Annotated in this window: 13 protein-coding genes; 4 read left to right on the top strand and 9 right to left on the bottom strand. The window is 66.6% G+C overall.

The genetic code is table 11. The features are described from left to right. Positions 1-175 precede the first annotated feature (175 nt). The 4 genes from VGN82_RS19395 (at position 176) to upp (ending at position 3810) form a co-directional block, all read left to right on the top strand. Positions 176-337, top strand: a complete 162-nt coding sequence (locus VGN82_RS19395) for a Thivi_2564 family membrane protein (protein ID WP_181300606.1) — start codon at positions 176-178, stop codon at positions 335-337. A gap of 190 nt (positions 338-527) precedes the next feature. Then, positions 528-1790 (top strand): GTP cyclohydrolase II, encoded by a 1263-nt coding sequence (locus VGN82_RS19390; RefSeq protein ID WP_327528675.1) that lies wholly within the window; start codon positions 528-530, stop codon positions 1788-1790. 4 nt (positions 1791-1794) lie between these two features. Then, positions 1795-3012, top strand: a complete 1218-nt coding sequence (locus tag VGN82_RS19385) for a URC4/urg3 family protein (RefSeq protein WP_327528674.1) — start codon at positions 1795-1797, stop codon at positions 3010-3012. A 162-nt stretch (positions 3013-3174) separates the two neighbouring features. After that, positions 3175-3810 (top strand): uracil phosphoribosyltransferase, encoded by a 636-nt coding sequence (upp, locus tag VGN82_RS19380; RefSeq protein ID WP_327529184.1) that lies wholly within the window; start codon positions 3175-3177, stop codon positions 3808-3810. Positions 3811-3956: 146 nt separating this feature from the next. On the opposite strand, the gene VGN82_RS19375 is transcribed toward upp, so the two are convergent. From VGN82_RS19375 to VGN82_RS19335, 9 genes are all read right to left on the bottom strand, one after another. Continuing rightward, entirely contained in the window at positions 3957-4349 is a 393-nt protein-coding gene (locus VGN82_RS19375; protein ID WP_327528673.1) for a DUF1236 domain-containing protein, read from the bottom strand. 146 nt (positions 4350-4495) lie between these two features. Then, the gene (locus tag VGN82_RS19370) at positions 4496-4891 is read right to left on the bottom strand and encodes a DUF1236 domain-containing protein (protein ID WP_327528672.1); all 396 of its coding nucleotides are present in this window, start codon (positions 4889-4891) and stop codon (positions 4496-4498) included. A gap of 227 nt (positions 4892-5118) precedes the next feature. Further along, positions 5119-5559 carry a DUF1236 domain-containing protein gene (locus tag VGN82_RS19365; protein WP_327528671.1) on the bottom strand — a complete coding sequence of 147 codons (441 nt, stop codon included), beginning with the start codon at positions 5557-5559 and terminating at the stop codon, positions 5119-5121. Positions 5560-5781: 222 nt separating this feature from the next. After that, the gene (locus tag VGN82_RS19360) at positions 5782-6753 is read right to left on the bottom strand and encodes a tripartite tricarboxylate transporter substrate-binding protein (protein ID WP_327528670.1); all 972 of its coding nucleotides are present in this window, start codon (positions 6751-6753) and stop codon (positions 5782-5784) included. 65 nt (positions 6754-6818) lie between these two features. After that, complete coding sequence (locus VGN82_RS19355; RefSeq protein WP_327528669.1) at positions 6819-8321, bottom strand: tripartite tricarboxylate transporter permease; 1503 nt, start codon at positions 8319-8321, stop codon at positions 6819-6821. 3 nt (positions 8322-8324) lie between these two features. Beyond that, on the bottom strand, positions 8325-8843 hold the full coding sequence (locus VGN82_RS19350) for a tripartite tricarboxylate transporter TctB family protein (RefSeq protein WP_327528668.1): 519 nt from the start codon (positions 8841-8843) through the stop codon (positions 8325-8327). Continuing rightward, positions 8843-9832 carry a LysR family transcriptional regulator gene (locus VGN82_RS19345; protein WP_327528667.1) on the bottom strand — a complete coding sequence of 330 codons (990 nt, stop codon included), beginning with the start codon at positions 9830-9832 and terminating at the stop codon, positions 8843-8845. The genes VGN82_RS19350 and VGN82_RS19345 overlap by 1 nt, the downstream gene beginning before the upstream one ends. Before the next feature lie 158 nt (positions 9833-9990). Beyond that, positions 9991-10920: a DMT family transporter gene (locus VGN82_RS19340; RefSeq protein WP_327528666.1), complete on the bottom strand. Its 930-nt coding sequence runs from the start codon at positions 10918-10920 to the stop codon at positions 9991-9993. 176 nt (positions 10921-11096) lie between these two features. Continuing rightward, positions 11097-11759 carry a glutathione S-transferase family protein gene (locus tag VGN82_RS19335; protein WP_327528665.1) on the bottom strand — a complete coding sequence of 221 codons (663 nt, stop codon included), beginning with the start codon at positions 11757-11759 and terminating at the stop codon, positions 11097-11099. Between the last annotated feature and the right edge of the window lie 277 nt (positions 11760-12036).

Raw genomic sequence — 12036 nt, 5'->3', positions numbered from 1 at the left:
TCATGAGATGGTCGGGTCAACCCCGACCATGACGAGCCCCTTTGTCGGCGTTCGCCGCCCCCACGGAACCTATTCCCACCCTGCGACGTTCTGTCATCGGATTGGGGTGCCGCGAAATGCGTCGCGGCATCGGCTCCGGGGGGCCGGCTGACGGCCGATTCAAAGGTTCATTTCAATGGGCATTCTCATTTCGCTGCTGATCACGGTCCTCGTCATCGGCCTCGTGCTCTATCTCGTGCGGATGCTGCCGCTCGACGCCCAGATCAAGAACGTCGTTCAGATCATCGTCATCGTCATCGGCATCATCTCGCTGCTGCGCTATCTCGCGGTGTTCTGAGGAGGCTCGACGTCATGCTCGGGCGAAGACCCGAGCATCTCATGCGGGAGATTCTCGGCGCTTCGCTGCGCTGCGGCCGGAAATGACGACGCAATTGACGCTTAGCCTGCGCTGATGCACACTTCGATAGGTCCAGAGGGCCCCGGACGGTTCCGTCGCGGGGCCCTTTCCTATTGCAGGCGAAATCGCCATGAGCGCGTCGAACCGCACGACCCATATCAGGCTGACCTCGCACCCCGAGCCCGGCAGCGCCGCGGCGCGGTTTCCGATCCGATGGGGTGCCGCGACGCCGGCCGAGCGCGGCCCGATCATCGCGTCGACCACGACGCCGGGAGACCGCAACGTCATCGGCGCCCATGGCGGCTCCTATTCCGTCTACCGTGCGCTCGCGATCTCGGCCCGTGCGATGAACCCGTCGCAGCGACCGGACCTGCGCAACACCTATCCGACCGTCGACATCCCCGAGCAGCCGCAATGGTTCCAGCCGGGGAAGATCGTCTCGATGGACCCGTTCGGACATCGCGTCGCGCAGGATTTTGGCCAGTGGATCGGCGAGGGTATCGACATCCGCCCGACCATCGCCATCACCAAGGCGCGGCTGAACCTCCCGGAGATCCTGGCTGCGATGGCGGCGCACCGGCTGGCACCCGATGATCATATCCTGCATACCTCGGGCGACATCAGTGTCACCAAGATCGCGATCGACCCAGTCTGGCACCTGCCGGGCATCGCCGAGCGTTTCGGCACCAGCGAGAACGAGCTCCGCCGCACGCTCTTCGAGCAGACCGGCGGCATGTATCCCGAGCTGGTGACGCGGCCGGACCTGCGCGTCTTCCTGCCGCCGATCGGCTCGATCACGGCCTATGTCGTCGGCGAGGTCTCGGCCATCACCGACCCGAAGAAGCGCGTCGCCTGCCGCGTCCATGACGAATGCAACGGCTCCGATGTCTTCGGCTCCGACATCTGCACCTGCCGGCCCTATCTCATCCACGGCATCGAGGAGGCGGTGAAGGAGGCGCAGGGCGGCGGCGTCGGTCTGATCGTCTACAACCGCAAGGAGGGCAGGGCGCTCGGCGAGGTCACGAAGTTCCTTGTCTACAATGCCCGCAAGCGCCAGGAGGGCGGCGACAGCGCCGCAACCTATTTCGAGCGCACCGAATGCGTCGCCGGCGTGCAGGATGCCCGCTTCCAGCAGCTCATGCCGGATGTGCTGCACTGGCTCGGCGTCACCCGGATCGACCGGCTGATGTCGATGTCGAACATGAAATACGACGCGATGGTCGAATCCGGCATCGAGATCGGCGAGCGCGTCGCGATCCCGCCCGAGCTGATCCCGCCCGATGCCTCGGTCGAGATCGAGGCCAAGAAGGCGGCCGGCTACTACTCGCCCGATGGAACCCCGGGCGACAATGCCCTCAAGGCGACGGTCGGCCGCGACCTCGACAAGTTCTGAACCAATGGCAGACCGCGATCCGGAGGCCATCCGCCTTCTTCTGAAACCGGCCTCGATCCGTAACCGTGCCCAGGAAATGCTGGAACTGGGGCTGGCCGGCCGCCTGCTGCACTTTGCCGTTCATCCCGAGCGGCTGGAGGCCTGCGCGGACTACGTGCTCGACACGATCCGACTGAACTACCCGACGCTCGATATCCCGTTCCATGCCCGCTGGCGCCATTTCGTCGTCGCCGGCATCGACCGCTGGAGCGTGCTCGATCTCGGCGCGAACTTCCGCGACGCGACCGAGCGAGGACGTGCGGCCTATGACCTCGCCATCGTCAGCGTCCTGCTCGACGCCGGAGCCGGGCCAGACTGGTCCTATCGTGATGTGGTCACCGGCAAGCAGGTCGCGCGCTCCGAGGGGCTGGCGCTCGCCTCGCTCGACATGTTCGCAGCCGGCCTGTTCTCGAGCGATCCGGGCGATCCGCTGCGTGTCGATGCGGCGGCGCTGAAGCGGCTGGAGCCCGAGGCGCTAGCCATCGGTTTCCAGGCCGGACCGGCCAATCCCCTGCTTGCCGTCGAGGGGCGTGCCGCACTGCTCAACCGGCTCGGCGAGGAGCTGGAGCGCCAGGGGATGAGTCGGCCTGGCGACCTGTTCGACCACTTCCTTGCCGCGGCCGAAACCGGCACCCTGCGCGCCAGCCACATGCTGGGCGAGGTCCTTGCCTGCTTCGGCGGCATCTGGCCGTCGCGGCTGACGCTGGCGGGCGTCGCGCTCGGCGACACCTGGCGCCATCCGCTCATCGCGCCGGGTTCGACGACGGCCGGGCTCGTGCCCTTCCACAAGCTCTCGCAATGGCTGACCTATTCGCTGATCGAGCCGCTGCAATGGGCCGGCGTCACGGTCATCGACATCGACGAGCTCACCGGCCTGCCCGAGTACCGCAATGGCGGCCTCCTGCTCGACTTGGGCGTGATTGCGCTGAAGGACGAGGCCGACGCTGTGCGCGCCCATGAGGCCGGTTCGGAACTCGTCGTCGAATGGCGCGCGCTGACGGTGGCGCTGCTCGACGAGATCGGCAGTCTGATCCGCAAGCGCCTCGGCCGCACCCGCGATGAGCTGCCGCTGGCGAAGGTGCTGGAAGGCGGCACCTGGGCGGCCGGCCGGCGCATCGCGGCCCAGAAGCGCGAGGGCGGTGGCCCGCCCTTGACGATCGTCAGCGACGGCACGGTATTCTAGATCTGGAAAAGCAGACTCAGCCCTCATCCTGAGGAGCAAGGCGTGAGCCTTGCGCCTCGAAGGATGCTCCAGAGCGCACTGGATCATCCGTCGAGACGCCGCTGCACGGCTCCGCAGGATGCCTGTTGAGGGCAGATAAGAAGGGAAACGGACCGCATGACCATGCATTCGGACGGGGTCACCGTCGTCGATCACCCTCTCGTCCAGCACAAGCTGACGCTGATGCGCGAGAAGGACCGCTCGACCAAGAGCTTCCGCCAGCTCCTCAACGAGATCGGCATGCTGCTCTGCTACGAGGTGACGCGCGACCTGCCGACCGAACTGGTCGAGATCGAGACGCCGCTGCAGAAGTCGATGCAGCCGATCATCGCCGGCAAGAAGCTGGTCTTCGCGCCGATCCTGCGCGCCGGCGTCGGCTTCCTCGACGGTATGCTGGAACTCGTGCCGGCGGCCCGCGTCGCCCATATCGGCCTCTACCGCGACCCCGACACGTTGCAGGCGGTGGAGTACTACTTCAAGGCGCCTTCCGACGTCGCCGATCGCATGATCGTGGTGATGGACCCGATGCTGGCGACCGCCAACTCCGCCGTCGCCGCGATCGACCGGCTGAAGGAACGCGGCGCCAAGGACCTGCGCTTCGTCTGTCTGCTGGCGGCGCCGGAAGGCGTCGAGCGCCTGCGTGGCGCCCATCCGGATGTCCGGATCTGGACAGCCGCGATCGACGAGCGCTTGAACGATCACGGCTACATCGTGCCGGGGCTGGGCGATGCGGGCGACCGCATGTTCGGCACGCGCTGAGGCTCGCTGGGTCACGTCCTGACGCGACCAAGTGTCCATTTCGCTCGATAACACCCTGACGAAGCCCGCCTCCTTGCGGGGGCGGGCTCGCATCCGGACGAACGATCAGGTCGCGATGACGCGAGCGCCCGGCGGATCTCGGAAACTCAGTCGATGGTGCGCACGACGCGACGGCTGCGCGGCTGGATGATCACGACGATGTCGTCGTTCACCGCCGTATCGCGATACCCGTAGTCGATCGGGACTTCGCGATAGCCGACGTTCCCGCGCGGCAGGACCGGGCCCGCCACGACAGGCTGCCCGTAGCGATAGGCAGGCGCGGGCTGCTCCATCACATAGACCCGGACACGCGGCGACTCGTTGATGGCGCCGTACGTGCCGTATGTGCCGTAGGCGCCGCCGTACCAGCCATATCCGGCGAGTGCCGGATCGCGCATCGAGCCACCGGCCGGATCCCGGATGATCGGGCCGTAGCTCTGGGCATAGGCGCTGGCCGGAATGATCGCGAGCGCGGCCGCAAATGCGATGCTCTTCATCATGGCTCACCTCCTGGCTGGGTTGGAACAGCCATAACAACGCGACCGCCCTGCCGCGGTTCCACCGTGAGGCGAGCAGAGAGAGGAAAAAGAGCCCGCCCCGCTTCCGAGGCGGACAGGGCGCAAGGCTGCAAGCGCAGCCCCTTCGATCAATTGATGATCTGCACGATGCGACGCGTCTGCGGATCGATCACGACCGCGCGCTCGTTCACCACGGTGTAGCGATAGCCGTGGACGCCGTACTCGACCGGGACCTCGCGATAGACCACTCCCGTCTCGGGCAGGACGGTGCCGACGACGACCGGCTGCGCGTAGTTGTAGGACGGGATGCGCTGCTCGACGACATAGGTGTGGAAGCGCGGGGTGTCGTCGATCATCGAGCCACCGGCAGGATCGCGCACCATTGCAGGGCCGGGCACCACGACGCCCAGTGCCGGATCACGCGTGGAGCCGCCGGCCGGGTCGCGAATGACCGGACCCGTGCTCTGGGCGAAGACTGCGGCAGGAAACACGGCGAGTGCCGCGGCAAGGGCAAGTCTCTTCATCATCCTGGGTCTCCTTGATCGGTTGGGGATTACCGAACCAACGAAGCTGCGGCGGCCAAGTTCCGAAGAGAGATCGCAAACTGCCGGGAAAAGGGCGGAAAGCCGAGTGTGCAGGAGGCCGCAGCGTCAACGAAGCCTCGATCCGCATGACCCCATGCGAAACGTAGAACGGCCCGCCCCGTTGCCAGGGCGGGCCGCGGCGCCGCGCTGCAAGCGCAGCCTTGCGATCAGTTGATGATCTGCACGACGCGGCGGGTCCGCGGCTCAACGACGACCGTACGATCGTTCACGACGGTGTAGCGATAGCCGGTCGGCGCGCCGTATTCGGTCGGAACCTCGCGATAGACCACGCCCTGCTCGGGCAGCACGGTGCCGACCGCGACCGGCTGCGCATAGGTGTAGGACGGGACGTTCTGCTCCACCACATAGGTGCGGAACTTAGGCGACGCAGCGTCACCGATGATCGCGCCGACTACCGCGCCGCCGACACCGCCGACAGCCGCGCCGACCGGGCCGCCGACGATCGCGCCGCCGATGGCGCCCGAGGTCGCGCCGCTGACGGCACCGCCCGTTGCGCCGCCCGAGGGCTGCTGCTGGACTTGGGTCTGAGCGAAGGCCGTGGCGGGAATCGCGACGATGGCGGCGACGAGAGCAAACTTCTTGATCATGGTTGTTCTCCTTCCGAGAGAAAGTTCGGGGGGACAACCGGCGCAGGCGGTCGCGGTTCCGCAAGAATCGGTCACGACGTGTAACAATCGCGCAGGGCGCGCTCGAAAGAAGCGGCTTATCAAGAGGTTGAGACGTTATCGGTTCGGCGGAGGAAAAGCCTCGCCGCAAACGAAAACGGCGGGCCGAGGCCCGCCGTCATGATGCTCTCGATACGATCGAGCCTACTTGGGAGCAGCCTTCAGGGCCGGGTCGAGCTTGGCCGCGTCGCGCTTGATCAGGGCGGAGAAACCCTCTGGCGTGCGTTCGGCCGTGGTCGGCAAGACCGTGCCGAGCTCGAGCAGGCGCTTCTTGGTGTTGTCGTCGTTCAGCGCCTTGTTGAGCGCGTCGACCAGCCGGTCCACGACCTCCTTCGGCGTGCCCTTCGGGGCGGCGATGCCGTTCCAGGCCTCGATCTGGTACTCCGGCAGGCCGGCCTCCTTCGTGGTCGGAACGTCCGGCAGGGCCGGCGAGCGCTCGGCCGAGGCGATGGCATAAGCCTTGATCGTGCCGGCCTTCACCTGCTCGGCGACGCTGACGATTTGGTCGCACATGAAGTCGATCTGGCCCGAGACGAGATCATTGAGCGCCGGGCCGGTGCCGCGATAGGCGACGGCGTTGAGCTTCGGCACGCCGAGCTGACCCTTCAGAAGGGTACAGGTCGTCCAGGAAACCGAGCCGAGGCCGGCATGGGCTTCGTTGAACTTGTCCGGGGTGGCTTTGACCGCGGCGACGAAGGCCTTGAGGTCTGGCGCCTCGAGGTTCTTGCGGGCGACGATCAGGATCGGCGTGCCGCCGGCAAGCCCGATCGCCTGCATGCCGTCGAGCGGATCGTATTTCAGGTTGGGGTAGGTGGCGGGCGCAGCCGAGAAGGTGCCGAGATGGCCCATCGCGATGGTGTAGCCGTCAGGCGCGGCGGTGAGGGCGCGGGTGATGCCCGTGGTGCCGCCGGCGCCGGCGACGTTCTCGATGACGATCTGCTGGCCGAGCGTCTTCGACATGTGGTCGCTGACGATGCGGGCGATGATGTCGGTCGGTCCGCCGGCGGCGAACGGAACGATCATGGTGACCGGCTTGTTCGGGTAGCCCTGGGCGCCAGCGTTGCCGGCGAAGGCCAGCGACACGGCGGCCGCGAGGCCGAGTGCGAGCTTCTTCATGGGTGAATCCTTCCTCGTTATCGTTGGGGCCAAGGTGGGGCCGCGCCGGAGGCGCGGCAACCCCGTCATTCGGTGAAGACCTCGTCGCGCTTCTTCGACATGGACGGCAGGAGCGCTATGACGAGGATCGCGACCGCGACCACCAGCAATCCTGCCGAGATCGGCCGCTCGATGAAGGTCATGAACGAGCCGCGCGAGATGATCAGGGCCTGGCGCAGCTTCTCCTCCATCAGCTTGCCGAGCACGAAGCCGAGCAGCATCGGCGCCGGCTCGAAGCCGAGTTTGATGAGCAGATAGCCGAACAGGCCGAACAAGGCGGTGAAGGCGACGTCGACCGGCTGGTTGTTCACCGAGTAGATGCCGATCGAGCAGAAGATCAGAATCGCCGGGAACATCAGGCGGTAGGGCACCTGCAGCAACTTCACCCAGAGCCCGACCAGCGGCAGGTTGATCACCAGCAGCATCAGGTTGCCGATCCACATCGATGCGATCATGCCCCAGAACAGGTCCGGGTTCTTGGTCATGACCTGAGGGCCGGGGATGATGCCGTGGATCGTCATGGCGCCGACCATCAGCGCCATCACCGCATTCGGCGGGATGCCCAGCGTCAGCAGCGGGATGAAGGCGGTTTGCGCGCCGGCGTTGTTGGCCGATTCAGGCCCCGCGACGCCCTCGATCGCACCCTTGCCGAAGCGGGAGGGATCCTTGGCGATCTTCTTCTCCAGCGTGTAGCTGGCGAAGGGGCCGAGCACGGCGCCGTTACCGGGCAGGATGCCAAGAATGCTGCCGATGAAGGTGCCACGCAGCACCGGAGCGGTCGACTGCTTGATGTCGTTCCAGTCCGGCAGCAGGCGTCCGATCTTCTGCCTGACGACGTCGCGCGCTTCCGGGTTCTCCAGGTTGCGCAGCACCTCGGCGAAGCCGAACACGCCCATGGCCAGCACGGCGAAGTCGATGCCGTCTGCCAGAGGCGCGAAGCCGAAGGTCATGCGCTCCTGACCGGTCTCGAGGTCGGTGCCGATGGTCGACAGCAGCAGGCCCAGCATGATCATGCAGAAGGCCTTGAGGATCGAGCCGCGCGCCAGCACCACGGCGAAGCACAGACCCATCACCATCAGTGAGAAGTATTCGGCAGGGCCGAACAGCAGGGCAAGCCGCGTCAGCGGGGCACCGAGCGCCGCGATGACCACGGTGGCGACGCAGCCGGCGACGAAGGAGCCGATCGCGGCGGTGCCGAGTGCGACACCGGCACGGCCCTGCTTGGCCATCTGGTGGCCGTCGAGCGTGGTGACGACGGCGGTCGCCTCACCGGGAATGTTGACCAGGATTGCAGTGGTCGAGCCGCCATACTGGGCGCCGTAATAGATACCCGCGAGCATGATCAGCGCGCCGACCGGGTCGAGCCCGAAGGTGATCGGCAACAGCATGGCGATGGTGGCCACCGGGCCGACGCCGGGCAGCACGCCGACCAGCGTGCCGACGAGACAGCCGACAAAGCACAGCGCGACGTTCTTGAGGGTAAGCGCGACCCCGAAACCGAGCCCGAGATGGGCGAACATTTCCGTCATGGATCAGATTCCCAGGAGCCAGGGCGCGAGCGGGATCGGCAGGCCGAGCGCGTATTTGAAGAGGAGCGCGCAGCCGATCGTCATCGCCGCGGCGAAGATCAGGAGCTCCTTGATCCTCACATCCGGGGCTGCAAGGCCCGAGCAGATCACGACGATCGGGCCCGATACCAACATGCCCAGCGGCGGGACCTTGAGCGAGCCGATGTCGAAGCCGCGGATGGTCAGGCCAAAGAGGCAGGCTGCGCCGAGCACGAAGAAGATCCCGCGCCAGGACAGGGCGGTGAGCTTCTCGCCGTTGTAGCGCAGCGAGTTCACCGACAGCAGCAGGCCGAGGACGGCGCAGATCGTCGCGAAGGCCTTGGGCAGCATGCCCGGCCCCATCTGGCGCAGGGTTCCGCTTGGCAGGTCGCGCGAGAGGAAGAGTGCCAGCAGGGCCAGGGCCAGCATGAATAGGCCGGCCGCAAAATCCTGTGTCGAGCGTATGCGCAGGCTCCGGGCCGCCTCGATTCTGTTGAGACTCATCAATGTCCTCCGGTTTGGGGGGCGGCGGCGCGTGTCGCGGGCTTTCGGGCCTGCGCCGGCATGGTGAAGGGCAGCGGGCTGCCCTCGTCGATCAGCGTGACGCTCTCACGCAGGATGGCGAGGAAGTCGTCGCGGGCGGAGAGCTTCTGGTGCGGCCGCCAGGCGACGCCGACGAGGGCGCCGGGCGGCGGCGGATCGAGCATCGCGCCGCGCAGGCGCCGCAGCGTCACGCCCGGGAAGCTCAGCCGGCAGACCCAGTCCGGCGCCAGCGCCATGCCGAGCCCGGCCGCGACGGCCGACATCATGGCGGGCTTTTCGGTCGCTTCGATCACGACATTGGGCACGGCGCCGACGCTTTCGAAATAGGCCATGACGAGGTCGTAGGCGAAGGGGCGGATCCGCTTCGACGGCACCACGAAGGGCTCGCCGACCAGATCCTGCATCGTCAGGCCGTCGCGCGCGGCGAGGGGGTGAGCCTCGTTCAGCACCACGATCGGGCGCTCAACGCGCAGCACCTCATAGGCGCAGTCGGTGGGCTTGCGTGGCGGGCGTGTCAGGGCGAGATCGAGCTTGCCTGCCTCCAGCATCTGGATCAGCGGTGCCGTCATGGCCTCGACGAACTTGATCTCGACGCCGGGATAGCGCTCCCGGAAAGCGACGAGCGCCTCGGGGACGAAGCTCGACGAGGCGGCATCGATCGCGCCGATCCGGAGCAGCTTGCCGGAGGCCAGCGACGCATCGCGCACGGCGCGCGCGGCATATTCCATCCGGGCCAGGATCGCCCGGCCCTCCTCAAGAAGGACGAGGCCGGCGCGCGTCAGAGCGACCTGCCGCGTGGTTCGCGTCAGGAGGACGGCACCGAGTTCTTCCTCGAGGGTGCTGATCTGCCGGGAAAGGGCGGGAGGCGCGAGCCCGAGTCGCTCTGCCGCTCTGCCGAAATGCAGCTCCTCCGCCACCGCGATGAAACATCGCAGTTGCCGAACATCCATAAGCGTCCCTCTGTTCCCCTCTGGCGTATCGTTTGACCGATATCTTCCAGCCGTTGTCGTCAAGTCGATTAGCGGCTCGCGCCGCGAAAGCGACCCTAGAACAATTCATAATCTTTGGGAAATAAAGCTCGGCGCGATTTGTTGGGAAAGCTGGCGGATCAGGCCGCGGCGGGGCGACGCAGCCGCTGGACCAGCCTACCGTCGATCAGTGCCAGCCCTGCGAAGATTGCCGCCATGCCGGCAAAATGGCGCGGCAGGAGGGTTTCGCCGAGCAGTCCGACGCCGAGCAGGATGGCGCTGACCGGAATCAGGAAGGTCACCAGCATGACGTTGCTCGGCCCGGCGGCGCGCATGATCCGGAAGAAGATGATGTAGGCGAGCGCCGTCGAGATCAGCGCCAGGCCAACTGCTGCGAGAACCGCCTGTTGCGACGGCACCGGCAGCGTCCAGGGTGGATGCAGGACGAAGGCGACCGGGATCATCATGATGGTGGAGGCGGAAAGCTGTCCGGTCGCGGCGACCAGCGGCGGCAGGCCGCGGAATCGCTTCCCGAACAGGCCCGAGAAGGCATAGGAGACCGCAGCGAGGACGCAGGCGAGCTGCGCCGCCAGATTGGAGCCGAGGCCGCCGAACGCTTCGGGGCCCATCAGAATGCCGACACCGATCAGGCCGGCCAGCACACCGCCGAGCTTTGGCCCGGTCGCCTTCTCATTGCCGAAGCAATGCATCACCAGCACTGCGAAGATCGGCGTCGTCGCGTTCAGGATCGAGGCGAGGCCGCTGGCGATCTGCTGCTGCCCCCACAGGAACAGGCTGAACGGGACCAGATTGTTGAGGATGCCCATGCCGAAGAAGGCGAGCCAGAGGCTGCGTCCCACCGCCATCGAATGCCCGCTGATCCGCACCACCAGCAGCAGCGCCAGCGCCGCCAGCCCGACGCGGACCTGGACCACTGCGAAAGGCGGCCATTCCGTCACGGTGAGCTTGTTGAAGAAGAACGAGCCGCCCCACAGGATCGACAGGGCGACCAGCAGGAGCCACTCGGTCGGGCCCATGCGCAGCGAGGGAGCGGGCGTTGGCTGTGTCATGGCAGGAACTGTGCTCGCGGAGCGGGTCATCCTGCGTCAGTAGGCGGCCGGGCAGGGCCCGGCCACCCGATTCCCGCAAGCATCGGACCGAGAACTGGAGTGCGGCAGGCCGATGCAGGAACGAGGGCAGTTGCTCACCGGATCGAACATGAGGCGATCCGATGAGCAGGGCGGCCTCAGGCGGCTTCGGCTTCCCGCGCCTGCCACATCGCCTTGAAGGCGGGGCGGGCATGGCAGGCGTCGAGCCAGGCTTTGACATGGGGCGCCGCGTCAAACAGCGACGTCGCCGGCTTCGCATAGCGGATGATCTCGGCGACGTTGATGTCGGCGACGGTGAAGCGGCCACCCATGACGAAGCCGCCGCCCTCGGCCAGCACCTTGTCGAGCACGGCGAAGGGAGCGGGCAGGGCGGCGAGCGCCGCCTCGACCAGCTTCGGATCGCGCTTCTCCGGCGGATAGGCGGCCATGTGGTACTGGATGTTCAGCGCATGGGTCTCGCATTCGGTGGCGGCCCAGAGCGACCACATCACCGCGAGGCCTTCCTCCTTGGCGTCCTTCTGCGCCAGCGGGCCACCATGCTTGCGGGCGAGATAGAGGTTGATCGCGAGCGATTCATGCAGCTTGAAGCCGTCATCATCGATGCTCGGGATATGCCCGTTCGGATTGACCTTCAGGAAGTCGGCGCTCTTCGTATGCAGCGGCGCATCCGGCGCCGACGGATCGGCCAGGCGATAGGCCTGGATCACCGGGACATGCTTGAAGGCAAGGCCCAGTTCGTTGGCGAGCCAGACATTGCGCGTGGCGCGCGAGCGGTAGCAGCCATAGATCGTCAGGGTCATGGGAAGGCGGCCTTTGCAGGAGAGATGTGACGGGCTGTGGTTACAGCAGAGACCGTTCGCGCGCATCACGTCCGGAAGAATATTTGTCCTGTGACATGACGCTTCCGGGGCGGATGATCTCCATTGCTCCCTATGTCGCCGGACGTCCGGCCTATCCGGTTGACGCCGCTCGAGGGCCGCAGAGATTCCGGTTGACGCGCGTCCTGCGCGGGTCCAATGCGGCCGCGTGGCGACCGCTTCAGGCCGTCCGCTCAACAGGAACCCTTACCCCGATGCC

Origin of the sequence: Allobosea sp., assembly GCF_035999205.1 — a bacterium.
Classification (GTDB): domain Bacteria; phylum Pseudomonadota; class Alphaproteobacteria; order Rhizobiales; family Beijerinckiaceae; genus Allobosea.
The sequence above is the reverse complement of the archived record's forward strand: the minus strand, read 5'-3'. Positions and strand labels throughout refer to the sequence as shown.